The organism is Jiella avicenniae, assembly GCF_021390325.1.
In the GTDB taxonomy this organism is placed as follows: Bacteria; Pseudomonadota; Alphaproteobacteria; order Rhizobiales; family Rhizobiaceae; genus Jiella; species Jiella avicenniae.
Map to the genome: position 1 here is coordinate 116,217 of NZ_JAJUWU010000007.1, position 25,420 is coordinate 141,636.

The 25,420-nt window shown below is 66.4% G+C and carries 21 protein-coding genes and 1 pseudogene; 8 read left to right on the forward strand and 14 right to left on the reverse strand.

The features are described from left to right. Positions 1-13: 13 nt before the first annotated feature. The 14 genes and pseudogenes from LZD57_RS08320 to LZD57_RS08385 all read right to left on the reverse strand — a co-directional run bounded on the left by LZD57_RS08320 (position 14) and on the right by LZD57_RS08385 (position 17,032). Positions 14-1,795 (reverse strand): SLC13 family permease, encoded by a 1,782-nt coding sequence (locus tag LZD57_RS08320; RefSeq protein WP_233719149.1) that lies wholly within the window; start codon positions 1,793-1,795, stop codon positions 14-16. Positions 1,796-2,105: 310 nt separating this feature from the next. Beyond that, entirely contained in the window at positions 2,106-4,226 is a 2,121-nt protein-coding gene (locus LZD57_RS08325) for a catalase (protein WP_233719150.1), read from the reverse strand. Positions 4,227-4,458: 232 nt separating this feature from the next. Then, entirely contained in the window at positions 4,459-4,854 is a 396-nt protein-coding gene (locus LZD57_RS08330; protein ID WP_233719151.1) for a cytochrome C oxidase subunit IV family protein, read from the reverse strand. After that, positions 4,851-5,525, reverse strand: a complete 675-nt coding sequence (locus LZD57_RS08335) for a cytochrome c oxidase subunit 3 (protein WP_233719152.1) — start codon at positions 5,523-5,525, stop codon at positions 4,851-4,853. The genes LZD57_RS08330 and LZD57_RS08335 overlap by 4 nt, the downstream gene beginning before the upstream one ends. Continuing rightward, a complete protein-coding gene (gene ctaD / locus LZD57_RS08340; protein WP_233719275.1) occupies positions 5,518-7,128 on the reverse strand; it encodes a cytochrome c oxidase subunit I in 1,611 nt (536 codons plus the stop codon). The genes LZD57_RS08335 and ctaD overlap by 8 nt, the downstream gene beginning before the upstream one ends. Positions 7,129-7,198: 70 nt before the next feature. Further along, complete coding sequence (gene coxB, locus LZD57_RS08345; protein WP_233719153.1) at positions 7,199-8,143, reverse strand: cytochrome c oxidase subunit II; 945 nt, start codon at positions 8,141-8,143, stop codon at positions 7,199-7,201. Continuing rightward, positions 8,136-8,975, reverse strand: a complete 840-nt coding sequence (locus tag LZD57_RS08350; protein WP_233719154.1) for a thioredoxin domain-containing protein — start codon at positions 8,973-8,975, stop codon at positions 8,136-8,138. Before LZD57_RS08350 ends, coxB begins: the two co-directional genes overlap by 8 nt. Beyond that, the gene (locus tag LZD57_RS08355; RefSeq protein WP_233719155.1) at positions 8,972-9,553 is read right to left on the reverse strand and encodes a hypothetical protein; all 582 of its coding nucleotides are present in this window, start codon (positions 9,551-9,553) and stop codon (positions 8,972-8,974) included. The genes LZD57_RS08350 and LZD57_RS08355 overlap by 4 nt, the downstream gene beginning before the upstream one ends. Beyond that, positions 9,550-10,629 (reverse strand): hypothetical protein, encoded by a 1,080-nt coding sequence (locus tag LZD57_RS08360; RefSeq protein WP_233719156.1) that lies wholly within the window; start codon positions 10,627-10,629, stop codon positions 9,550-9,552. The genes LZD57_RS08355 and LZD57_RS08360 overlap by 4 nt, the downstream gene beginning before the upstream one ends. A 131-nt stretch (positions 10,630-10,760) precedes the next feature. Next, a pseudogene (locus LZD57_RS08365) lies at positions 10,761-11,174 on the reverse strand (c-type cytochrome); the annotation flags it as partial. Positions 11,175-11,422: 248 nt separating this feature from the next. After that, positions 11,423-11,974 carry a DUF3341 domain-containing protein gene (locus LZD57_RS08370; protein WP_233719157.1) on the reverse strand — a complete coding sequence of 184 codons (552 nt, stop codon included), beginning with the start codon at positions 11,972-11,974 and terminating at the stop codon, positions 11,423-11,425. Continuing rightward, entirely contained in the window at positions 11,971-13,359 is a 1,389-nt protein-coding gene (gene nrfD, locus LZD57_RS08375) for an NrfD/PsrC family molybdoenzyme membrane anchor subunit (RefSeq protein ID WP_233719158.1), read from the reverse strand. The genes LZD57_RS08370 and nrfD overlap by 4 nt, the downstream gene beginning before the upstream one ends. Beyond that, entirely contained in the window at positions 13,356-16,379 is a 3,024-nt protein-coding gene (locus LZD57_RS08380; protein WP_233719159.1) for a 4Fe-4S dicluster domain-containing protein, read from the reverse strand. The genes nrfD and LZD57_RS08380 overlap by 4 nt, the downstream gene beginning before the upstream one ends. Next, on the reverse strand, positions 16,376-17,032 hold the full coding sequence (locus LZD57_RS08385) for a cytochrome c3 family protein (protein WP_233719160.1): 657 nt from the start codon (positions 17,030-17,032) through the stop codon (positions 16,376-16,378). The genes LZD57_RS08380 and LZD57_RS08385 overlap by 4 nt, the downstream gene beginning before the upstream one ends. Before the next feature lie 509 nt (positions 17,033-17,541). Here LZD57_RS08385 and pdhA point away from each other — a divergent pair. The 8 genes from pdhA (at position 17,542) to lpdA (ending at position 25,410) form a co-directional block, all read left to right on the forward strand. Continuing rightward, positions 17,542-18,648, forward strand: a complete 1,107-nt coding sequence (pdhA, locus tag LZD57_RS08390) for a pyruvate dehydrogenase (acetyl-transferring) E1 component subunit alpha (RefSeq protein ID WP_255699840.1) — start codon at positions 17,542-17,544, stop codon at positions 18,646-18,648. 179 nt (positions 18,649-18,827) lie between these two features. Further along, on the forward strand, positions 18,828-20,300 hold the full coding sequence (locus LZD57_RS08395; protein ID WP_233719161.1) for a pyruvate dehydrogenase complex E1 component subunit beta: 1,473 nt from the start codon (positions 18,828-18,830) through the stop codon (positions 20,298-20,300). Between the two features lie 21 nt (positions 20,301-20,321). Continuing rightward, positions 20,322-20,825, forward strand: a complete 504-nt coding sequence (locus LZD57_RS08400; protein ID WP_233719162.1) for an SRPBCC family protein — start codon at positions 20,322-20,324, stop codon at positions 20,823-20,825. Between the two features lie 15 nt (positions 20,826-20,840). Continuing rightward, complete coding sequence (locus LZD57_RS08405; RefSeq protein ID WP_233719163.1) at positions 20,841-21,449, forward strand: Uma2 family endonuclease; 609 nt, start codon at positions 20,841-20,843, stop codon at positions 21,447-21,449. A 21-nt stretch (positions 21,450-21,470) separates the two neighbouring features. Then, complete coding sequence (locus LZD57_RS08410) at positions 21,471-22,925, forward strand: pyruvate dehydrogenase complex dihydrolipoamide acetyltransferase (protein WP_233719164.1); 1,455 nt, start codon at positions 21,471-21,473, stop codon at positions 22,923-22,925. 10 nt (positions 22,926-22,935) lie between these two features. Then, positions 22,936-23,580, forward strand: a complete 645-nt coding sequence (locus LZD57_RS08415) for an SGNH/GDSL hydrolase family protein (protein ID WP_233719165.1) — start codon at positions 22,936-22,938, stop codon at positions 23,578-23,580. 3 nt (positions 23,581-23,583) lie between these two features. Then, positions 23,584-23,952 (forward strand): hypothetical protein, encoded by a 369-nt coding sequence (locus tag LZD57_RS08420; RefSeq protein ID WP_233719166.1) that lies wholly within the window; start codon positions 23,584-23,586, stop codon positions 23,950-23,952. Positions 23,953-23,955: 3 nt separating this feature from the next. Further along, positions 23,956-25,410: a dihydrolipoyl dehydrogenase gene (lpdA, locus tag LZD57_RS08425; protein ID WP_233719167.1), complete on the forward strand. Its 1,455-nt coding sequence runs from the start codon at positions 23,956-23,958 to the stop codon at positions 25,408-25,410. Positions 25,411-25,420 lie beyond the last annotated feature (10 nt).

Below are 25,420 nucleotides of genomic sequence, written 5' to 3' on the forward strand. Positions count from 1 at the left end.
CCCGGGCGGCTGGTCAGGCCGGGTAGTAGAAATAGATCGCGATCGTCGTCGCGATGCCGACGATGACGTTCATCGGCAGGCCGACCTTGACGAAATCGGTGAAGCGGTAGTTGCCCGCCGCATAGACCAGCGTATTCGTCTGGTAGCCGATCGGCGTCGCGAAGGAGGCCGAAGCGCCGAACATCACCGCGACGACGAGGCTGCGCGGATCGACGCCGAGCTTCGACGCGAGCGCGATCGCGATGGGCGTGACGATTACCGCGACGGCGTTGTTGGTGACGATTTCCGTCAGCAGCGAGGAGAGCGCGTAGATCACCAGCAGGACGACGAGGTGAGGCGCATGTTCGATCAGCGGCGTCACGGCGTCGACGATCATCTGGGCCGTCCCGGCCTTTTCCATGCCGGTGCCGATCGCCAACATGGCGAAGATCAGGATCAGGAGGTCGCCGCGGATCGTTCGCCACGCCTCGTCGGCGTCGATGACCCGGAGCAAGAGGATCGCCGCGATGGCGACGAAGGCGGCCGTCTGGATCTTGGCGATGCCGAAGGCCGAGACGAGGATGACGGCGGCGAGCGCAGCGATGGCGAGGGGCGCTTTTTCGCGGCGAAACCGCCTTGCGCGCGAGACGTTCACGCCGACGAGGTCGTTTTCGTCGGAGATCCGTCCGATCGCCTCGGGCGGCCCTTCGAGCAGCAGCCTGTCGGCCGGTCGCAGGCGGATTTCCTGCAGGCTGGGGCCCGGCACGTGACGATGGCGCAGAACGCCGAGGACCGAGGTGCCCGTGCCCGAAAGGCCGGTCAGCTCCAGCGCCCCGCGGCCGATGCCGCGGCGATGCGGCGCGACGGTGGCCTCGACGACGATGCGCTCCTCGCCGGCGCGATGGGGCTGGCTGCGGGCGATGCGGAACCCGTCGCTGGCGCGCAGCGTCAGGATTTCCTCGGGCGTCGCGAACATCACGATGCGGTCGGCCTTCTGCAGGACGATGGCGGCGACGTCGCGACGCAGCGTCTCGGTGCCGCGGCGAACCGCCACCGTCCGGATCCCGCGGGACGACAAGGCACTCACCTCGCCGAGCGGTTTGCCGATGGCGCTGGCGCCATCGCGGACGACGACTTCGGTGAAATAGCCGTCCTCGCTGTTTTCCGAGATCGCCGCGCCGAGGCCGTCACGCGCCGGCAGCAGCCGCCAGCCGACGAGGGCGAGATAGGCGAGCCCGACCAGGGCCGTCACGAGGCCCACCGGAGCGATCTCGAAGATCGCGAACGGCTCGAGACCCTGGCCACGTGCGACGCCGTCGACGAGGAGGTTGGTCGAGGTGCCGATCATCGAGCAGGTCCCGCCGAGGATCGTGATGAAGGACAGCGGCATCAGCAGCTTGGTCTCGGCGATCTTCAGGGTGCGGGCGATCTCCACGGCGATCGGGATGAGGACGATCACGACGGGCGTGTTGTTGATGAAGGCCGAGGCGAAGATGACTCCGGCGGCCGTGACGAGAAGCGCCGTCGCCGGTCGGTCGGCGACCCGCGTCAGCAACCAGCCGGCCGCCGCGTCGAGGACGCCGGTCCGGATCAGCGTTCCCGACAGGATGAACATCGCCGCGATGGTGATCGGGGCGGGATTGGAGAACACCGAGGCGATCTCCTCGGTTTCCAGATAGCCGCACAACAGGAAGGCGATCGCCCCCGCGCAGGCGACGACCTCGGGCGGATAGCGCTCGAGGGCGAAGGCGACGAAGACGAGGGAAATGATGGCCAGCCCGATCAGGGCCGAATGCTGGGCAAGAAACTCGGCCATGGACAACCGTGAGAGTCGAGATCGGCCAAAGCTGTCGCCGCGTCGGGATTCGGCAAGATGAGCCGGGCTGAAAAAGCGATGGCGGCGCCTCGAGGGCCCGTCCGTCTGTTCGCGAATGAACTTTCCCGGGGAGCGCTTCGGGCGCATGCGCTGGGCGACTGCTCGATGGCATCGACCCTTGCGGTTGTCAGGCTCGACACACGAAAAAGCGCGCCGGCGATGTGCCGGCGCGCTTCTCATTCTATGGCTGCCTCGCCGTGCTTGGACGGCGAGGGGCGCGGGATCGCCGTCGGTCTCGCCGACCGCCGTGTCAGACGGCCTTGACCATCGCCTCGCGCGGCCAGTGGCGGACCTTTCGGCACATTTCGACGAATCTCGCCGCTTCGCTCGCCGCTCCGAGCTTCATGCAGCCCTCGTCCATGTCGGAGGCGATGCCGGCCTTTTCGAACAGCGGCATGGCTTCGGACGAGTAGGCGATGAACTTGCAGTGGGCGAAGGCGTCGGTGACGAAGTCCTTCGCGGTCGGTTCCTTGGCCAGCGTCTTCGCCCCTTCGGCCGACAGAAGTACCGCGACAGCGTCGAACAGGACGGAGGGGCCGCCGTCGACCTTTTCGTCGCCCTTCACCATCGACCCGTCGGATGCCGTCACGCCGCCGATCATCGGGGCGACGATCTTGACCATCGCGCCTTCCGCCTCGGCGGCTTTCTTCAGCCCGCCGAGGAGGTCCGCGTCGACGCCGTCCGAGACGAGGACCCCGATCTTGCGGCCCTTGAAGCTCTCGGGGCCGTTGAGGAGGATCGAGAGGGCCGGGGACTTGGCGAGGTCCATCTTCGTCGGCATGGCCGCCGGAGCCGGTTCCGGCATCGCTTCGAGGCGGAGCCCCGTCGCCACTTTCTTGGCGAGGTCCTCGTCAATGTTGAGGAGATGCGAGACGACGCGGGCGCGGATCGCCGGGGTCTCGACCTTGGACAGTTCGAAGGTCAGCGCCAGCGCCATGTGGCCCTGCTCGACCTCGGTCTGGGAGACGTAGAACTGCCGCGCCTGGCTGTAGTGATCGGCGAAGCTTTCCGCACGGATGCGCCGCTTCTGGCCGCTCACCTCCTCGGGATGGCTCTTGAAGCCGCGCTCCGGATTCTCGCGCGGTCCGCCCATTTCGCCGCCCCAGGAGTTCGGCTCGTAGTTGGCCCGACCCTTGGGATTGTGCATCGCCATGTGCCCGTCCTGCTGGAAGTTGCAGACCTTGGCATTGCGCGGCGCGTTGACGGGGATGTGGGTGAAGTTCGGCGAGCCGAGGCGCTTCAGCTGGGTGTCGAGATAGGAGAAGTTCCGGCCCTGCAGCAGCGGGTCGTTGGTGTGGTCGATGCCGGGCACGAGGTTCGCCGTATGGAAGGCGACCTGCTCGGTCTCGGCGAAGAAGTTGTCGACGCAGCGGTTCAGAACCATCTTCCCGACCCGCTTCACGGGGAGGATTTCCTCGGGGATGATCTTCGTGGCGTCGAGGATGTCGAAGTCGAACTTGTCGGCGAAATCCTCGTCGAAGAGCTGGAAGCCGAGCTCCCATTCCGGATAGTCGCCGGCCTGGATCGCGTCCCACATGTCGCGGCGGTGGAAGTCCGGGTCGGCGCCGTTGATCTTCAGCGCCTCGTTCCAGACCACCGACTGCATGCCCTGCTTGGGCTTCCAGTGGAACTTCACGAAAGTCGACTTGCCCGCCGCATTGATGAAGCGGAAGGTGTGGATGCCGAAGCCTTCCATGAAGCGCAGCGAGCGCGGGATGGTGCGGTCCGACATGATCCACATCACCATCGCCATCGCTTCCGGCGTCAGCGACATGTAGTCCCAGAAATTGTCGTGGGCGGTCTGCGCCTGCGGGAAGCCGCGGTCCGGCTCCTGCTTGGCGGCGTGGATCAGGTCGGGGAACTTGATGGCGTCCTGGATGAAGAAGATCGGGATGTTGTTCCCGACGATGTCCCAGTTGCCTTCCTTGGTGTAGAACTTCACCGCGAAGCCGCGCACGTCGCGGGCGAGATCGGGCGAGCCCTTGTTGCCGGCCACCGTCGAGAAGCGGACGAAGACCGGCGTCTGTTCGCCGGCGCGCTGGAAGAGATCGGCCGAGGTGATGTCCGACAGCGACTCGTAGGGCTCGAAATAGCCGTGGGCGCCGAAGCCTCGCGCATGGACGACGCGCTCGGGAATGCGCTCGTGGTCGAACTTGAAGATCTTTTCGCGGAAGTGCTGGTCTTCGAGCAGCGACGGGCCGCGCGGACCGGCCTTCAGTGTGTTCTGGTCGTCGGCGACGGGGATGCCCTGCTGCGTCGTCAGGGTCGGGACGTCACCGCCTGCGACCTGATGCACTTCGCCGCCCTGACCGCGCTGGAATTCGACGTCGCCGAATCTTTCCGTCGGCCGATTCTCGAAATCATTGGCCATGTCTCTGCCCCTTCGCGATGTTCGTCTTGTGTCGCCCGTCCCGGCAGGGCGGACGTGTTTAGTCTGGAACTGTTCGAAGGGTGGGGCTGTTCCGGCTTGAAATGTTAAATCCGGTCCAGCTGCGATGGGTTGCAGGGGCTCTATCGATCGCGTCGGGCTGGAAAGTCCGGTTCCATAACGATTTTCGTTCACGCATGCGTCATCCGACCGTCGCCGGAATCTCGATGCAATTTTAGTTGGCCGCCTCTGCTTTGGTCTCGGCCTTCACCGGCGTCTGCATCGACGCGCCGAGATCGCCCGGCCGTGTGAGGTAGTCCGCCATGGTGAGGCCGAACAGGATGGCGAGCCACACGACCCCTGCGAGCCCGGCCAGCATCATCACCGCCATTGCGCTGCGCAGATGCATGAAGAAGGTCATGACGAGGGCCGCCATGACGAGGGCGATGGCGAGACAGGCGAGGATGGCAAGGCCGCCGAGGGCGCTCCAGAAGGCCACCAGGACCGACGTCGCGGTGAGGGCGAAGAGGGCGAGGAAGACGCCGAGTTCCGGCATCAGCGGCGGCAGGAGCGAGCGGCGGTCGGCGGCGGGCCGGTTCCCGTCTCTTCCGTGCTGGGTCGCGCGGCTCATGTCGCCCGCCCCATCAGATAGAGCAGCGGCCAGATGAACAGCCACATCAGATCGACGAAGCCCCAGTAGAGCCCGGCGATGCGGATGCGGGAATTGTCGGTGAGCGAGAAGCTCCGGCGGACGGTCTGGAAGAGGATGATGCCCCAGGTGCCGAGACCGACGAGGATGTGGATCGCGTGCAGGCCGGTCATCGTCCAGTAGAGCGACCAGAAGAGCTTGGCCGGCGGCGCGGCGAGCGGGAATTCGGGGCTCGTCGGATAGAGATGGTGGTCGAGGTCGAGCCAGTATTCGTAGCCCTTGGCTCCGAGAAACACGAGGCCGAGGCCGATGGTGACGGCGATCAGCATCGTGACGCTCCGGCGCATGCCGGCGCCGGCCGCCTTCACCGCGAGCGCCGCCGTGAGGCCGCTGGTCAGAAGCAGGGCGGTGTTGATCGTGCCGATGACGATCTCGGTCTCGGCCGCAGCGTCGAGGAAGCCGTCCGGATAGAGCACGGCATAGACGAGATAGGCGGCGAAGAGCCCGCCGAAGAACAGGATCTCGGTCGCCAGGAAGATCCACAGGCCGAGATCGGCAGCCGCGTGCTGCTGGCGCAGATCGTGGAAGTGCGACGCGAGTGCCGGACTGCGAATCGCACGGCCGGGCGTGGAAGGGGCGGCCGCCTCAGTCATCTGACGGCTCCCGCCGCGGTTGCTGCGCCGGGTGATAGTCGTAGACGGAGCCTTCGATCTTCGGATTTGCGAGGAAGTTGTGCTTGGGCGGCGGCGAACCGGTCTGCCATTCGAGGCCCGACGCTCGCCAGGGATTGGACGGGGCTCGCTTGCCCCAGATCAGCGACCAGACGAGATAGCCGAGCGGCATCAGATAGGCTGCCGCGAGGATGACGGCGCCTGCCGAGGACAGGACGTGCCAGACCTGGAAGGCGTCCGGATAGGCGTGGTAGCGCCGCGGCATGCCGATGTTGCCGAGGATGTACTGTGGAAAGAAGGTCAGGTTGAAGCCGAAGAACATCAAGAGCGCGGCGATCTGCGCGGCGGTCTCGGGATAGAGCCGCCCGGTGATCTTCGGCCACCAGAAATGCAGGCCGGCGAAGAAGGCCGAGACCATGCCGCCGACCATGATGTAGTGGAAATGCGCGACGACGAAGTAGGTGTCGTGAAGATGCAGGTCGACCGGCACCGAGGCGAGGAACAGCCCGGTCAGCCCACCCATGGTGAACAGGCCGACGAAGCCCATCGCATAGAGCATCGAGGCCTCGAAGGTGATTTGGCCGCGATACATGGTGGCGATCCAGTTGAACACCTTGATCGCCGACGGCACGGCGACGATGAACGACAGGAAGGAGAAGGTGAGCGAGGCGTACATCGACTGCCCCGAGGTGAACATGTGGTGGCCCCAGACGAAGAAGCCGATCACCGCGATGGCGAGAAGCGCGTAGACCATCGCCGCATAGCCGAAGACCCGGCGACGCGAAAAGCAGGTGATGACCTCGGTGACGACGCCCATGCCCGGCAGGATCATGATGTAGACCGCCGGATGGGAGTAGAACCAGAAGAGGTGCTGGAACAGGATCGGATCGCCGCCGCGGTTCGGATCGAAGATGCCGAGGCCGAGCAGGCGTTCCGTCACCAGCAGCGTCAGCACCATCGCGAGGACCGGCGTCGACAGGAGCATGATCAGGCTCGTCGCATAGATCGCCCAGACGAACAGCGGCATGCGGAACCAGCCCATGCCGGGCGGGCGCATGGTGTGGACCGTGACGATCATGTTGACGCCGGTGGCGATCGTCGAAAAGCCCGAGATGAAGACGCCGATCGCCGTCAGCGAGACATGCGTGTTGGCAAAAGCGGTCGAATAGGGCGTGTAGAACGTCCAGCCGGTATCGACGCCCCCCGACAGCATCGCCCAGACGGCGAAGGTGCCGCCGAGGATGTTGAGATACCAGGACAGGAGGTTGAGGCGCGGAAAGGCGAGGTCCTTGGCGCCGATCATCAGCGGCACGAGGAAGTTGCCGAGCACGGAGGGAATGACCGGAACGAGGAAGAACCAGACCATCACCACGCCGTGCAGGGTGAAGACCTTGTTGTAGCCGTCGTCGGTGAGGAGGTCGCCGGCCGGGGTGAAGAGTTCCAGCCGGATCATCGTCGCCGCGGCGCCGCCGATGAAGAAGAACAGCGTCGTCGAGATCAGATAGAGGATGCCGATCCGCTTGTGGTCGGTCGTGGTCAGCCAGGACCAGATCGAGAAGCGCTCCCCGAGATAGCTTTCCTCCATCAGCCGACCGCCGGGCTTTTCGCCGTCGACGTCGACGTCTCTGTAGGGGATGTCGCTCATCGTTCTGCCCTCATCGGGCCGTCTCCGTCACGGCGAGGCTGCGGATATAGGCGGTGAGGCTCACCAACTCGCCCTCGGTCAGGGCGCCTGCGAAGCTCGGCATGATCGGCGCGAAGCCGGCGACGACGTCGCGCTTCGGCTGCAGGATCGAGTCGCGGACGTAGTCGTCGTCGGCGGTCACCACGCGGCCGTCCGACAGCGGAACCTTTGACCCGTAGACGCCCGCGAGCCGCGGAGCCCGGACCTGCGACGAACCGTAGTGGCAGCCGGCGCAGCCCTTGGAAACGAACAGCTTCTTGCCGTCTTCCTCGAGATCGTCGCCTTCGGGCTGACGGGTCAGCCAGTCGGCATAGTCTTCTTTCGCCATCACCACGACACGGCCGATCATCGCCGAATGCTGGGTGCCGCAATATTCGGCGCAGAACAGCCGGTAGGTGCCGGTCTTCTCGGTGTGGAAGCGCATGCGGGTGGTATGCCCCGGCACGACGTCCTGCTTCAGCCGGAAGGCCGGGACGTAGAAGGAATGGATGACGTCCTGGCTGTTGAGGACGAGTTCGATCGTCTCTCCGGCCGGGACGTGCAGCTCGTTGATCTCGCGCTGACCGCCGGGATGCTCGGCCTTCCACATCCACTGCTTGCCGACGACGTGTATCTCCATCGACCTGGCGGGCGGCACGGCGAGGGCGAAGTCCTGCGAGGCGGCCCAGGCGAAGATCGCGACGAACAGGCCGACCGTGGCGAGCGTCCAGACCGTTTCGAGTTCGCGGGAGAACCAGTTCGGCAGCCGGCTTCGGCCGGCCTTGGAGCCGCGGCGGAAACGCACGGCGAAGAGACCGAGGAGGCTCGCCACCAGCAGCGTGATCAGCCCGGAGATGACCAGAAGGCCGACGAGCTTGCCGTCGGTCGAGACGGCCGCCGAGGTGGCGGCGGGCAGGACGAGTTCGACTTCACCCATGGCGGCCTCCGGGAACCGGCCGCTGTGGCCGGCCCGCCTCCCTGCGGCGCTCGCGCAAAAGCATGAAGCCGACGAAGCCGGCCGCGGCGGCGGCCGTGCCCGAGCATCCGATCATCAGGATTTTGTCGATCAGCGGCTTGTAGCGGCCGGTCTCGGCATCCCAGCCGTAGCAGGAGAGGATCGCCCGCTCGACGAAGCTGCCGGCGGTGCCGTCGGAGGCCTCGATCAGCGCCGAGCGCAGCGTGTCCGGTTCGAGGGAGACGAGATCGAGGGTGCGCAGGATGCGGCCCTTCGTATCGACGAGAAGCGCGCCGGCCGGATGGGCGAACTGGTCGTGCTCTGCGTCGTAGACGGTCCTGAGGCCGGCCGATTCCACGACACGCGCCGTCGTCGCCGGATCGGCGGTGACGATCGCGCTTCTTCCGAGCGTCGCCGCTTCCGCGTTGCGGGCGAGCCAGGCGTCCCTGTCCGCCGCCGTGTCGCGCGCGTCGAAGCCGACGACGAGGGTGCGGTGGTCGAGCCCGCCGCCGTCGGTCAGAGCCCTTTCCGAGCCTGCGAGGACGTTGGCAGCGACGCCGCAGATCGTCGTGCAGGTGAAGTCGACGAAGGCGACGAGGCCGGGCCGGCCGCCGAGCCGGGCGCCGAGCGTGCGGATCTCGCCGGTCGCATCGCTCAGCCGCGCATCGAGCGGCAGGGCAGCGCCGGAGACCGGGAAGAAACCGACCGACGAAAGTTCGTCGCGGGTGAGGCCCGCGACGGCCGGCGCGCAGGCGAAGCCCGACAGGGCAACGGCGGCGATCAGGGCGGACACCTTGCGAAGGCGGCAGGTCATCGTTCGACCCCCGAATTTTCTTTCGGCGGCGGCTGGTAGTTCGGCGTTCCGTCGAAGGCGCCGGAGGGAACGCGTATCTGCTCGCCGGCCAGGCCGGGTTCGTCGGGCGGGGGCGCGCCCTCGATCTCCGGGCTCATCACCCCGGTACGCGCACCCGCATCGAAGGCGATGCCGCCGGACGGACGCTGCGCCGTCTGGGCGCGCATGGCTCTGAGGCCGGCACCGTCGGGCACCGCGCCCTGCGGCAGCAGCGGCGCGTAAGGGTCAGGCCGGGCGGCGACGAGCCGCATCGCCGCGTCGATCGGGATTTTCGCCACTTGCGTCAGTTGCGCCTCGCCGCTCGCGTTCGAGCGCTGGAGATCGACCGTCGGCACGACCTGCAGGCGGGGTTGCGGGAAATCCCTCACGGCCTGCGACGTCATGTCGTTCGGCAGATTGCCGAGCATGAACCAGAAGGCGAAGGCGAGGAGGCCCATGACGATGACGGCGATCGCGAAGGCGAGGGCGACGGCTCCGACGATCGGACGGGCCGAGACGTCCGGGCTGAGCTGTTCGGGCGTCGGGGCTTCGCCGCTCATCGCAGGGCCTCCCGGTTCTCTCGGCCGGCCGACGGCGATCGGGCCGCGAGAGCCCTGACGGTGAGGGCGAGCATCAGGCCGATGGCGCCAACGATGGCGACGAGACAGGCGAGAGTGCTCGCCGCGTCGCGGAAGGGCGGGGCGAATTCGAAGATCAGAAACAGCGCGAGGAAGGCGAGCGCGCAGTCGGCGGCGATCTTCGTATAGGCGGCATCGCGGCGGAGCGCCGTGCGGCTGAGGATCGCGAAGGCGGAAGCGGCGAGGAGAGCGGCGAGGATCGCCACCGCCTTCCAGAGGAATTCGCTGCGCAGCACGTAATAGGCGACCTTTTCGGGCAGGTTTCCGGACCACTGCACCAGGAACTGCATGAACTGCATGTAGACGAGGCCGAGAACCCCGGCGAGGAGCAGCTTGGCGAGATCGTCGCGCGGTCCGGGCGAGCCCCCGGCGTCGGTGACGACCAGAAGGCCGAGGGCAAGGGCGATCTGGGTGATCGCGAACATCGCGCCGAAGGTGGTCGACGACCAGTGCGGTTCCAGCGACATGATCCAGTCGATCGAAGCGAAGTGGATGGTGATCGCATAGAAGGCGATCGACAGGCCGCTGACGAGCCGGTTCTGCGGGCCGATGCCGGCGGCGAGAATGGCGATCACCGACCAGCCGGCGAGAATGATCACTGTCCGGAGGCCGAAGAGCCAGGGGTTGAGGTAGAGGGCGGCGACGTCGGGCTTGTCGGCGAGGCCGGAGCCGGACGCCCAGGGCCAGACGAGCGGCTGCACGAGAATGACGACGAGGCCGAGCAGCGCCACGAACGGCACCGTCGACGCCAGGCCTTCGAACGCCGGCCGGGCGGCCTCGCCCCACCTGCCGCGGGTGAGCCGGTGGGCGTGGACGAGGATGCTCGCGCCCATGCCGGCGGAAATCGCGACGACCCAGCCGGCGACGAAGCCGCGCGCGAGCGCGGCGGGTAACACGAGGGCCAGCGCCACGAGGAGGAGCGCGATCAGCCCGAACAACCGCATGGACACGGGGGTATCGGCGCCGAAATTGCGCCGGATCCAGACGGCCGGGCTCATCGCACGCCCCCTCGACTGCCGGATGGTGCAGGGCCGGCATCGGCTTCGGGACCAGAGCCGTCCGCAGAAGCAGCCGCTCCTGCGCCGCGACCCGCCGGCGTTACCGCCGCCAGATCGTCTGGCGCGCCGGTCTGGGAGATCTGCAGGGCGCGGATATAGGCGGCGATGGCCCAGCGGTCGCGCGGTTCGACCCGCGCCGCATAGGGATACATCACGCCCCAGCCGTGGGTGATGACGTCGACGAAATGTTGCGGGTCGGCGGCGAGAAGCCGCGGCTCCATGTAGGAGGGCGGCTGCGGAAAACCGCGCTGGACGACGATGCCGTCGCCATGGCCGGCGAGCCCGTGGCAGGGCGTGCAGTAGATTGCATACTGCTCCTGTCCGCGGGCGAGCAGGGCTTCGTCGGCGCGCGGGCGTTCGGCGAGGGCAGCGATGCGGGCCGGCTCGCCCCGCGACACCGTGCCGGCGGGGATTTCACGCACTGCGGCATCGTCCGGAAAGGCCGTGGCGGTGGAATAGGTCTTCAGCTTCGGCTGGGTCTCCATGCTCTGCTGCTCGCAGGCGGCGAGGGTCGCGAGGGCAAGGCCGGCGGCAAGAATGGGCAGGGCTCGCGGAGCCGCCGCTGGTTCTGCCGGACACGGTGCACCCCCCTCTGCCTGCCGGCATCTCCCCCTCAAGGGGGGAGATCGATAGGTCGGAGACGTCGCCGCCGCCTGATCTCCCCCCTTGAGGGGGAGATGCCCGGCAGGGCAGAGGGGGGTGTGGCGCACGCAGGCGGTGAATTTGGGGATTCTCATGCCACCCGCTCCCGCACCGACAGGGCGCCATGGTGGCGGAGGAGATCGCTCAAGGCGCGATCGACGACGGGGTCCGACGTGTGGGTGGGATCGAGCTCGACCTCCAGCATGAAGCGCTCGTCGGTGGCGCGCTCGATGCCCTCCCAGTCGAAGACCGGATTGTAGAGCCTGCCGAGGCGGCCGGTGACGACGAGGGTGACGAAGCCGCCGATCGCCGCCGACAGGACGGTGATCTCGAAGGTCGTCAGCATGAAGGTCGGCCAGGCATTGTAGGGCCGGCCGCCGGAGTTGAACGGATAGGCCGCGACCGAGGACCAGTACTGCAGGAAGAACATCGCGGCCGCCCCGACGGCTGCCGCGGCGACCATGACGGTGCGCACCGGCGAAGGCCGCGCGCCCTGCGCGGCGGCGATCTCCTCGATGCCGGGGATGGAATAGGGCGTGTATGTCTCGAAGCGCCGGCCGTTCTGCGCCTTCGTCATCGCCTTGACGGCGTCGGTCAGCGCGTCGGCGGTGGAGAACTCGGCGAGCAGCATCCGCGGTCTCATCGCGCCGCGCCCTCCTTGTGGGCGAGTTCGCGGATTTCGTGGATCGAGGCGGTCGGGATCACCTTGGCGAAAAGGAAGAACAGGAAGCAGAACAGGCCGAAGCTGCCGAGAAACAGCGACCAGTCCCAGAAGGTCGGGACGTAGGTCGAATCGGTGGACGGCAGGAAGCCGTGGCTCAGCGTGTTCATGTTGATCAGGATGCGCTCGAGCCACATGCCGAGATTGATCAGCACGCCGGCGATGAAGATGATCACCAGATTGCGCCGGCAGAGGCGGAACCAGAAGAGCTGCGGCACCGCGCCGTTGCAGGCGAGCATCAGCCAGTAGAGCCACCAGTACTGGCCGGTGAACTGGGCGACGACATGGGCGCGGTCCACTTCGTTGCCGGTGTACCAGGCGTTGAACCATTCGAACGAATAGGAAAAGGTCATCACCAGCCCGCCGAACAGCATGATCTTGGCCATCGCGTCGAGGTGGTTGCGGGTGATGATCGCCTCGAGGCCGAGGCCCCAGCGGATCGGGATGGTCAGGGTGACGACCATGGCGAAGCCGGAGAACATCGCGCCGACGACGAAATAGGGCGGGAAGATCGTCTCCTGCCAGCCGGGCATGAGGGTCGCGGCGTAGTCCAGCCCGACGACGGAATGGATCGAGATGACCAGCGGCACGCCGAGCGCGGCCATGGCGTAGTAATAGGCGTCGAAGGCCCGCCACTGGCGCGAGGAACCGGTCCAGCCGAGGGCGAAGAGGCCGTAGGCGACCTTGACGAAGCGCGTCTTCGCCCGGTCGCGCAGCGTGGCGAGATCGGGGATCAGCCCCGTGTACCAGAACAGCAGCGAAAACAGGATGTAGCAGGCGATCGCGAACATGTCCCAGACGAGCGGCGAACGCCACTGCGGCCACAGATCCATGGTGTTCGGATAGGGCGTCATGAAGTGGACGAGCCAGGGCCGGCCGACGTGAAGCAGCGGGAACAGCCCGGCGATCGAGGCCGCGAAGAGCGTCATCGCCTCGGCGTAGCGGTTGATCGAGGCACGCCACTTCTGCCGGGTGAGGAGCAGCATCGAGGAGATCAGCGTGCCGGCATTGCCGATGCCGATCCACCAGACGTAGTTGGCGACGGCGTAGCCCCAGACGACGTCGGAATTGATGCCCCAGACGCCGACACCTTCGGCAAGCAGCACCCAGATCGACACGAACAGCAGGACGACACCGAGAAACGACACGCCGACGAGCGCCATCCACAACCGCGTCGGCCTGGCGAAGACCGCGCCGGCCACCTCGTCGGTGATCGAGCGGTAGCCCATCTCGGCCGGCATCAGGCCGTCGCGGGTGCGGCCATGCTCGGCGATCAGCTCGCGGCCGGAGAGGGATGCGTCGCTCATCCGCCCTCCCGATCTTCGCCGATCCGGTTGGTCACCTTGGCGAGGTAGGTGGTGCGCGGCCGCGTGCCGAGTTCTTCCAACAGCGCGTAGTGATGCGGCTCGCGCCTCAGCGCGTTGACGCTCGAACCCGCCTCCGAGAGATTGCCGAAGCTGATCGCCTGTGTCGGGCAGGCCTGCTGGCAGGCGGTGACGACCTCGCCCTCGGCGATCGTTCCGTCCTTGCGGATCGCCTCGCGCCGCGCGCCGGAGATGCGCTGGACGCAGTAGGTGCATTTCTCCATCACGCCACGCGCCCGCACCGTGACGTCGGGATTGTGGACGGCATGGACCATCGGGTCCCCGAGATCGGCGAATTCCTGGCCGTTGGCGTAGGCGAAGAAGTTGAAGCGGCGGACCTTGTACGGGCAGTTCGCCTGGCAGTCGCGCGTGCCGATGCAGCGATTGTAGACCTGGACGTTGAGCCCTTCCGAATCGTGGATCGCGGCGCCGACCGGGCACATCGGCTCGCAGGGCGCCTTCTCGCAATGCATGCAGGGAACGGGCTGCGAGGCGGTGGAGACGGCTTCGTCCTCGCCGGTGTAATAGGTGTCGATCCGCAGCCAGTGCATGTCGCGACCGCGGCGGATTTCCGCCGGTCCGACGACCGGCACGTTGTTTTCCGCCTGACAGGCGACGACGCAGGCCGAGCAGTTGATGCAGGCGGTCTGGTCGATGACCATCGCCCATTCGTAAGGACCGCGGGGAAAGTCCGGAAAGAGCGTCGGCGGAACGTCGGTTTCCGTCGCCAGATCCCGCGCCTGTCCCGCGAGAGCCGAGAGCGGCATTTCCTTGACGATCTCGCGGCCGTGCATCTGATGGGTGTGCTGGGTGAGGGCGAGTTCGACCGAGGCGCCGGTGACGCTGACCTCGACGGCCCGCATCCACAGGGCGTCCGTGGTGCGCAGCGGGCCGACATCCGCGCCGATGCCGCGTGCGACCGAGCCGAAGCGCCGACCATAGCCGAGCGTGAGGCCGATCGTGCCGCGGGCGACGCCGGGAACGGCGATGACGGGGATCAGCACGGGGCGAGATGCGTCGCCATTCGAGCCCGCCACGGTGATCGAGACGAGCGCACCGTCGGCGATGCCGAGTGCCGCGACGTCGGCCGGGTTGATCGCCGCGGCGTTGCCCCAGACCTCCTTGGTGATCGGGCGGGGCAGCTCCTGCAGCCAGGCGTTGTTGGAGAACCGCCCGTCCCAGACGGCGGGATCGGGCAGGAAGACGGCCTCGAACGAACCGGTATCCGGTTCGTCCGGCGAGGTCGGCGCGGCCGATCGAGCCGTCAGCGCGGGGGCTCGGCCGGTCTCCGTCCCGGTGCCCTCGATCGTCCCGCGCGCGAGCACGGTTCGCCAGAAGGTTTCGAAGTCGCCGGCGCCGCCGCGTCCTGGACCGCCGGTCGGCCCGCCCGTTCCGGCAGCGGTCTCGCCGCCGGCCCCACCGGTTTCGAAGCGCTCGCGCCAGTTGGCCAGCACGATGTCGTGGGCGGAGCGGTTCACCTGGCCGCCGAGCGCGGCGAGGAGGGAGAGCGGCGAGTGCCCTTCGTACAGTGGCGAAACGAGGGGCTGGACGATCGAAGCAAGGCCGGTCGCGGTGCGGGCGTCGCTCCACTCTTCCAGTGGATGGAGCTGCGGCACGTGCCAGAGGCATTTCTCGCTGGTCTCGTCCTCGTAGAGCGAAAGATGGGCGGTGAATGGCACCTTTTGCAGCGCATCTTCGAAGGCAATGTCCGCGGGCGCCGAATAGACCGGATTGACGCCGAGGACGAAGAGGTCGGTGACCGATCCGTCCGCCATTGCCGCGGTCAGTTCGTCCAGCGCTTCGAGCTTCGATTCCGACCGCCGCGGCGGCAGGATCGACACCGTCCTGCCGAGCGACCCGAGATGGGCGTTGATCCGGTGGGCAAGGGCGTGGACCTCCGGGGGCTGGGCCTCGCCGACGGTCAGGAGGGCGCGTCCGCCGGCCTCTCGCAAGGCCATGGCGGCGGTGTCGGAGAAGCGCGTCTCGCGTGCGGTCAGGTCGCCCGAGCTTTCGCTCCCCGGAACGCCGAGCCGCGTTGCGATGGCCGAGGCGAGGGCGGCGATGCGGCTGCGCCGGCAGGCGAGGCGCTCGTCGGCCGTGCCGCCGGTCGCCGTCAGGACGGGCTCGGCGACGAGGAGCGGCGCCATCGTCGTCGAGCCGGCCCTGACCCTCCGCCTGTCGACGACGCCGCGCGACAGCCGCACCTGCTCGGGGCCGGGGCCCAGAATGTCGTGATCGAGACAGACGAAGGCGCCTGCCTCTGCCGGCATGAGATGCACCCGGCCGGGCTTGCCGAAGGCAGCCTTGACGCCCTGGCGCTGGTTCTCCCGGGAGATGGGTTCGAAGACCGCAAGGCGCATCTTCGGATAGTCGCGCTGCAGGCCCTGCAGCAGCCGCTCCATCGTCGGCGAACCGCTTTCCCCGACGAGCAGCGCGAGGCCTTCGCCGCTGGTCTGGCTCCATTCGGCGCGGCGGGCGACGATCGCCTGAAGAAATGCGTCGTAAGTTGAGAATTCTCCGGCACGGCGCACGAGCGAGGCGCGGCCGGGATCGTAGAGCGACAACACCATCGCCTGATGGAAGGCGTCCGTCGAGCCGAGGGAATTCGGATGGTCCGGATTGCCCTCGATCTTGGTCGGGCGGCCCTCGTGGCTCTCGGCGAGAAGACCCGTGGCGATGCCGTTCAGGTCGAAGGCGGTGGCGAAATACTGCGGCTCGCCGGCAACGAGGCCTTCCGGCATCTCGACATAGGGGACGATCTCTTCATGCGGCGCACTGCAGGCGGCCAGCGGCATGGCGGCCGAAAGGCCGAGGAACTTCAGGACGCTCCGGCGATCGAAGCCTTCCCGCGCGACCTGCAGGAGTTCGCCGTCCTCCATCGGCATCGGGCCGGCCGTCTCGCCGATCACGGCCTCGCGCGGACGATATCGCGGCGCGGCGTGGGAAGCGTCGCCGGCGCTCATCGGTGGCACACGGAGCAGTCGGTCAGATGATCGGGGCGGATGCCGTAATGCTCAAGCAGGATCGCGCCTTTCTCCTTCTGATCGGCCGGCTTCTTCCACGCGGTGTCGTAGATCTCGCTCTCCGGCCTGAGGTTTTTGGCCGGTTCGCGATGGCAGTCGAGGCACCAGCTCATCGACAGCGGCTCGGCCTTGGCGATCAGCGGCATGTCGGCGACGTCGCCGTGGCAGGAGGAACAGCCGACGCCGTTGGTCACGTGTACGGAATGATCGAAATAGACGTAATCGGCGAGGTCGTGGACGCGGCGCCAGTGGATCGGCGTGTTCGTCGCGAGGCTGACGCGGACCGGCGCGAGCATTTCGGCATTCGTCCACAGTTGGGAATGGCAGGTCATGCAGGTCTCGGTCGGCGGCAGACCGGCGAAGGCCGCCTTTTCGACCTGGGTATGGCAATGACGACAGTCGAGACCGAGTTCGCCCGCATGATGGCGATGGGAGAAGGGGATCGGCTGCTGAACGTACGAGCCGACATCGGTGTAGTAGCTCGATCGGACATAGGCGTAGGCCGACAGGGCGGCGAACGCGAAAGTCGTGGCGATCCCGAACAGGGCGACCGGCAAAAACAGGTTTGCGCGCTGCCGGAAAATCTGCGCCAAGCCCCGCCCCCTTGTCCCTCACGAGTTCGGCCGTCGATGTCGAAAGACTAGGCCTCGGCGTCAGGCAGGCAACCGTAAGCGGCCCTGTCTTTTAGACCGTTTCCAGTCGCGGGAACACAATTTCGGCTCATTCGCGACGATCGGCCGAGACAATCGCCTGGCCCGCCCGAAACCCGCTTCTCGTCCGCCCGCAGAAAACTTCCTATTTCCCCGGCCGCAAGCGATGCTTCCGACCGGCCCTCGGGACCGAAAAATCTTTGCCGGGCCTGATGATCTGCCGGGCGCGCAATGGCACCGACGGCCATTGGATCGGGAGGGCTAGCAGCGGAAAGCCACGCTGACGCGCACCCATTGTTCAACCGTTATTCGATTAAAACGGGGTCGTCAGAGCATTTGAACTTTAATGCAGTTAAACGAATTGGGGGCGCTTGAAGCGTCATGCTCCTCCAATATACTCACGTCGCAACGAAAGACGTGGAACGTCGAAACCGCGGGTCAAGGGAGACGTCATGGCGGCCAAGTCAAACAAGTCCGGGTCGGATTCCGCTTCGGCGAAATCGGCGACGACGCGCGAGGGCTCCGCTCGCGAGATCGTCAAGACTCTCGACCATTTCGACGCCCCGAAGCCGGCGACGTTCGGCAAGGACGACGAGGTCCGCGCCTACCGCGACATGCTCCTCATCCGCCGCTTCGAGGAAAAGGCCGGCCAGCTCTACGGCATGGGCTTCATCGGTGGCTTCTGCCATCTCTACATCGGCCAGGAGGCGGTCGTCGTCGGCATGCAGATGGCGATGAAGGAAGGCGACGAGGTCGTCACCGGCTACCGCGATCACGGCCACATGCTGGCCACCGGCATGGAGGCGCGCGGCGTGATGGCCGAGCTCACCGGCCGCCGCTCGGGCTATTCCAAGGGCAAGGGCGGCTCGATGCACATGTTCTCCAAGGAGAAGAAATTCTTCGGCGGACACGGCATCGTCGGCGCGCAGGTGCCGATCGGAACGGGTCTCGCCTTCTCCAACGTCTACAACAAGACCGACGCGATCGCGATCACCTATTTCGGCGACGGCGCCGCCAATCAGGGGCAGGTCTATGAGAGCTTCAACATGGCGTCGCTATGGAAGCTGCCGGTCGTCTACGTCATCGAGAACAACCGCTACGCCATGGGCACCTCGGTCAGCCGCGCCTCCGCGGAGACGAACTTCGCCCATCGCGGCCTGTCCTTCAAGATCCCCGGCTTCCAGGTCGATGGCATGGACGTGCGCGCGGTGAAGGCGGCCGGTGACCTTGCCGCCGAGCATTGCCGCTCGGGCGAGGGACCGATCATCCTCGAAATGATGACCTATCGCTATCGCGGCCATTCGATGTCGGATCCGGCGAAGTACCGCACCCGCGACGAAGTGCAGAAGATGCGCTCCGAATCCGACCCGATCGAACAGGTGAAGAAGCGGCTGACCGAGGATCACGGCATGTCCGAGGACGAGGTCAAGGCGATCGACAAGGAGGTTCGCGACATCGTCGCCGACGCCGCGGACTTCGCCCAGAACGATCCCGAACCGGATGCCTCGGAGCTGTGGACGGACATCTATGCCGAGGACATTCCGCAGGCTGCGGAGTAGTCGCGTCGATCGGGCCCGGCCTTGCCGCCGGGGCCCGGCTGCGAGCTTCTAGCGACGGTTTGGTGCATGGGACATGCATCGCCATTTTGAGGTTTGAACGGGCCGGCAAAGGGGAGTGCTGCGATGCGTCCCCGACAAGACCCGCCTGAGAGGCCTGAGTTTCAGGAGGAAACACCTTCATGCCGACCGAAATCCTGATGCCGGCTCTGTCCCCCACCATGGAGGAGGGGACGCTCGCCAAATGGGTCAAGAAGGTCGGCGACGCCGTCGCTCCGGGCGACGTCATCGCCGAGATCGAGACCGACAAGGCCACCATGGAAGTCGAGGCCGTCGACGAGGGCACGATCGGCAAGATCCTCGTCGACGAGGGCTCCGAGGGGGTGAAGGTCAATGCGCCGATCGCCATCCTGCTCGCCGAGGGCGAGGACGAGAGCGCGATGGAAAACGGCGCGGAGTCGAAATCGCGCGGTGCGCCGGCTTCGGCCGCCGAGGATACGTCGGCGACGCGGGAAACGGACGAGAAGCAGTCTTCGAAAGCCGAGGCGTCCTCCGGCGGCAACGCCGTCGACGACATGTCGGCTCGCCGCGTCCCCGCCGAGGGCAAGACCCATCCCGATCCGGACGATCCCGAGGGCGATCTCGCCCAGGAGATTCCGGAAGGCACGGAGATGGTTTCGGTCACCGTGCGCGAGGCGTTGCGTGACGCGATGGCCGAAGAGATGCGCCGCGACGAGCGGGTCTTCGTCATGGGCGAGGAGGTCGCCGAATATCAGGGCGCCTACAAGATCACCCAGGGGTTGCTCGACGAGTTCGGCGCCCGGCGCGTCGTCGATACGCCGATCACCGAGCACGGCTTTGCCGGCCTCGGCGTCGGCGCGGCCTTCGGCGGGCTGAAACCGATCGTCGAGTTCATGACCTTCAATTTCGCCATGCAGGCGATCGACCAGATCATCAATTCGGCCGCCAAGACCCTCTACATGGCCGGCGGCCAGATGGGCTGCCCGATCGTCTTCCGCGGGCCGAACGGGGCGGCCGCCCGCGTCGCCGCCCAGCACAGCCAGGACTATGCCGCCTGGTACAGCCACGTTCCCGGGCTGAAGGTGGTCCAGCCTTACACGGCGGCGGATTACAAGGGGCTGCTCAAGTCGGCGATCCGCGATCCGAACCCGGTGATCTTCCTCGAAAACGAGATTCTCTACGGACATTCCTTCGAGATCCCGAAGCTCGACGACTGGACGGTGCCGATCGGCAAGGCGCGCATCCATCGCAAGGGCAAGGACGTCACCATCGTCTCCTTCGGCATCGGCATGACCTATGCGGTCAAGGCGGCCGAGGAACTGGCGAAGGACGGCATCGACGCCGAGGTTATCGATCTTCGCACCATCCGGCCGATGGATCTTCCCACCGTGATCCGCTCGGTAAAGAAGACCAATCGCTGCGTCACCGTCGAGGAAGGTTTCCCGCAGAGTTCCGTCGGCGCGCATATCGCCTCCGAGATCATGGCCCAGGCGTTCGATTATCTCGACGCGCCGGTTCTGAAGGTCGCCGGCAAGGACGTGCCGATGCCCTATGCCGCCAATCTCGAAAAGCTGGCGCTGCCCTCGGTCAAGGACGTGATCGATGCGGTGAAGGCCGTGACCTACCGGGACTGACGGGAAGGGAGCCGCGCCGAGATGACGACCTTCGGCTCGCCGGAAGAAAGAGGGCAAGGCACGCTCCTCCTGACGAGGGACGTGTCGAAGCCGCGCGAGCACGTCTGGCGCTGCCTGACCGATCCCAACTGCTTCAAGGTCTGGTGGCGCGAGAACCTCGAATTCGACGCCCGGCTCGGCGGACGCTTCGTCGAGCCGTGGATCGATCCGTCCGGCAAGCACCGTACCACCCGCGCCGAGGTGACGGCGTTCCAGCCGCCGGAAGGTCTCGTGATGGTCTGGGCCGACGAGGACTGGGAGTTCGACACCGTGGTCTCCGTCACCCTGACGCCGATCGACGGCGGGACGCGGGTGACGATCGAGCATCAGGGCTGGGAGAAGGCGGCGGAACCCGATCGGGCGACCTATCTTCTCGACCATCATGGCGGCTGGGGGCGCCATCTCGACAATCTCGCCGCCTTCGCCGAGGATCTGGCTCATGACGACGGCGCGATGCCCGGTGTCGCCGGCGATGGCCGGCATTGAGGAAGGGGAGCTGCGATGTCGACCGCTGAAGCGTTCTCCGGGCCCCGCCACCGGGCCGCGACCTATGCCGACCTCGAGGCCGTCGACCCGCTGCTCGTTGCCGAGATCATCGACGGCGAGCTCGTGACCCATCCGCGGCCGGTGCCGAAGCACGCTATCGCTGCTGCCGAGCTGGCTATGGAAGTCGGAGATGCCTTTGGACGTGGCCGTTCCGGCCCCGGAGGATGGATCATCGTCTCTGAACCCGAATTGCATCTCGGTCGAAATGTTGTCGTCCCGGATATTGCCGGCTGGCGCAAAGAGCGGTTGCCGTCTCTGCCAAGCACGGCCTTTTTCGAGGTCGCCCCTGACTGGGTCTGCGAGGTGCTGTCGCCCTCCACCGAGCGCTACGACAGGAACGCCAAGCGCCGCATCTATGCCGACGCCGGCGTCGGTCGTATGTGGTTCCTCGACCCTCGCGCCGAGTTGCTCGAAACCGTCCAGCTTTCAGATGGCCGGTGGGTCGTTGGTCCGACCTTCGACAACGAGACCGAGGTCTGCGCCGCTCCCTTCGACGCAATCGCCTTCCCGCTGACCATTCTCTGGCCGCTTAACCCGGCCCCCGACACCCAAAACGCGCAGTAAGACGCTTTCGGAGACGCTCACATGCCGATCAACGTGACCATGCCCGCTTTGTCTCCGACGATGGAGGAGGGCAACCTCGCCAAGTGGCTGATCAAGGAGGGCGATGCGGTCTCCGCCGGCGACATCATCGCCGAGATCGAGACCGACAAGGCGACGATGGAGGTCGAGGCCGTCGACGAGGGCAAGCTCGCCAAGATCGTCGTTCCGGCAGGCACGGAGGGCGTCAAGGTCAACGAGGTGATCGCCATCCTCGCCGCCGAGGGCGAGGACGTTTCCGAGGCGGCGAGTTCCGGCGGCAACGGCGGCGGCAAGGCGTCGGCGGGCGACGACAATGGCGGCGCGATGGCGCCCGACCCGAAGGCCGATGCGCCGAAGACGGGCTCGAAGGAAGAGGCCAGGGAGCCGGACATGCGCGGCGACAGCCGGGCCTCCGCGGACGGAGCCGGGAGCGGCTCCAAAGGCACGTCGGCCTCGAAGGCAGGCGCCGCGCCGAGCGACGGCAAGGGCGGCCGCATCTTCGCCTCCCCGTTGGCGCGGCGGCTCGCCAAGGAGGCTGGCATCGAGCTCGGTGCCGTCGACGGTTCCGGCCCGCATGGCAGGGTTGTGAAGGCCGATATCGAAGCGGCGAAGAAGGACGGCGGCGCCAGGAAGGCTGCCGCCGACAAGCCGGCGGACGCGAAAAAGCCCGAGGCAGCGCCGGCGGCTGCGGCGCCGATGGCCAGGGCGGCGAGCGACGAGTCGATCCTCAAGCTCTTCCCGGAGGGCTCCTACGAGAAGATCCCGCACGACGGGATGCGCAAGACCATCGCCAAGCGTCTGGTCGAGGCCAAGCAGACCGTCCCGCATTTCTATCTGACGCTCGACTGCGAGATTGACGCGCTGCTGGCCCTCAGGAAGCAACTCAACGACGCCGCGCCGATGATCAAGACCGATGCCGGCGACAAGCCGGCCTACAAGCTCTCGGTCAACGACATGATCATCAAGGCCCACGCGCTGGCGCTGAAGGCCGTGCCGATGGCCAACGCCTCCTGGACCGAGGGCGGGATGCTCGTCCACAAACACGCCGACGTCGGCGTCGCGGTGTCGATCGAGGGCGGGCTGATCACCCCGATCATCCGCCGGGCGGAAGAAAAGACCCTGTCGACCATCTCCAACGAGATGAAGGACCTCGCCAAGCGCGCCCGTGCGCGCAAGCTGAAGCCCGACGAGTACCAGGGCGGCACCAGCGCCGTGTCCAATCTCGGCATGTTCGGCATCAAGGACTTTTCCGCCGTCATCAACCCGCCCCATGCGACGATCCTCGCCGTCGGCTCGGGCGATCAGCGCGCGGTGGTGAAGGCCGGTGCCGTCACCGTCGCGACGATCATGACGGTGACGCTGTCGACCGACCACCGGGCGGTGGACGGCGTGCTCGGCGCGGAGCTGATCGCGGCGTTCAAGAATTTCATCGAAAACCCGATGTCGATGCTGGTGTGAGAACGCGCCGATGAAGACCATCCTCGCCTATGGCGACTCGCTGACCTGGGGCTACAATCCCGAAACGGGCCTGCGCCACGACTTCTTCGACCGCTGGCCGAACGTCGTGGCGAAAGCGCTCGGACACGGCGTCCGGGTGATCTCCGAGGCGCTGAACGGCCGCACCACGGCCTTCGACGACCACACGGTGATGGCCGATCGCAACGGCGCGCGGGTTTTGCCGACATTGCTCGCCAGCCATCAGCCGCTCGACCTCGTGGTCGTCATGCTCGGCACCAACGACCTCAAGCGTCACATCGGCGGGGGCCGGGTATTCGACAGCCGGCAGGGGCTGGAGCGGCTGGTCGAGATCGTCCGGACCTTTCCCTATCAGCGCGGCTACGAGCCGCCGAAGCTCTTGCTCGTCGCGCCGCCGATGTTCTGCGAAACGACCGAGCCCGATTTCGCGCTGCTGTTCGGCCACGCGGTCGAGGAGAGCCAGCATTTCCGCTCTGCGGTGACCAAGGTCGCGGAGGAATACGGGTGCGCGATGTTCGACGCCTCCGAGGTCTGCGAAACGTCGCCGCTCGACGGCGTGCATCTCGATGCGGAGAACACCCGCCGGCTCGGCGAGGCGCTGGTCGAGCCGATCAGGGCGCTGCTTGAAGGTCACTAATCAATGGTCGTCTACTACATGGACAGCGACCTGCCGGCAGGCGCGATCCCGCGTCAAAGGCAGTACCGAATAATCCGTGACCGATTGAGTGAATCGGAAATTTCAGAAGTACATGCTTATCTCAACGAATTGATCGGCGATAGCGATATCGAGACAAGTAGTTGGATTCCTCGTAAGTCTGATTGGAGCGATACACCTTTGTTCCCAATATATAAAAAGGCAGCGAGAATGAACGAGGAACTTGCTGCCCAATTTTTCGGTATATTGGTGTTTAAAACATTCATGGAGCGGGATGACGAGTGGATAACTGGTCGATTCGAACTGGATGGCGCCCCACTTCCTGGGCGTACTTACTTCAAAAAGAGATACTGACCCATGGCTGACACCTACGACATTCTGGTCATCGGCGGTGGCCCGGGCGGCTACGTCGCCGCGATCCGCGCCGCGCAGCTCGGCTTCAAGACCGCCGTCGTCGAGCGCGAGCATCTCGGCGGCATCTGTCTCAACTGGGGCTGCATCCCGACCAAGGCGCTGCTGCGCTCGGCCGAGATCTTCCACTATGCCGAGAACGCCCAGAACTACGGGCTGAAGATCGCAAAGCCGAGCTTCGAGATGGAAGCGGTGGTCAAGCGCTCGCGGCAGGTCTCCGGCCAGCTCGCCGGCGGCGTCGGGTACCTCATGAAGAAGAACAAGATCGACGTCATCTGGGGCGAGGCGAAGATCACCAAGGCCGGCAAGGGCGGACCGGTCGAGGTCTCCGTTGGCAAGTCGAAGAAGCCCGTCGTCGAGCCACAGAACCCGGTGCCGAAGGGAACGCTGGGCGAGGGGAGCTACAAGGCCAAGCACGTCATCGTCGCCACCGGCGCCCGCCCGCGGGTTCTGCCCGGGATCGAACCCGACGGCGACCGGATCTGGACCTATTTCGAGGCGATGAAGCCGAAGGCGATGCCTAAGAGCCTGATCGTGATGGGTTCAGGGGCCATCGGCATCGAGTTCGCCTCCTTCTACCGGACCATGGGCGCCGACGTCACCGTCGTCGAACTGCTGCCGCAGATCATGCCGGTCGAGGACGCCGAGATCGCCAAGCTCGCCCGCAAGCAGTTCGAGAAGCAGGGCCTGAAAATCCTGACCGACGCCAAGGTCGCCAAGGTGGAGAAGGGCGGCGACGGCGTCTCCGTCACGGTCGAGACCAAGGACGGCAAGTCGCAGACGCTGAAGGCCGAGCGGCTGATCTCCGCCGTCGGCGTCAAGGGCAACATCGAGGGCCTCGGCCTGGAAGATCTGGGCGTCGCCACCGAGCGCGGCTGCATCAGGATCGACGGCTACGGCAAGACGAACGTCGAAGGCATCTACGCCATCGGTGACGTCGCCGGGCCGCCGATGCTCGCCCACAAGGCCGAGCACGAAGGCACGATCTGCGTCGAGAAGATCAAGGGCATGGACGTCCATCCGATGAAGAAGACCGAGATCCCCGGCTGCACCTACTGCCAGCCGCAGGTCGCCTCGGTCGGCCTGACCGAAGCCAAGGCCAAGGAAGCCGGCCACGAGGTGAAGGTCGGCCGCTTCACCTTCAACGGCAACGGCAAGGCGATCGCGTTGGGGGAGCCGGACGGCTTGGTCAAGACGGTCTTCGATGCCAAGACCGGCGAGCTTCTCGGCGCGCATCTGGTCGGCGCCGAAGTGACCGAGCTGATCCAGGGCTTCGTCATCGCCATGGGCCTCGAGACCACCGAGGAAGAGCTGATGCACACCTGCTTCCCGCATCCGACGATCTCGGAGACGATGCACGAAAGCGTCCTCGACGCCTACGGGCGGGTCATTCACCTTTGATGGATTCTCG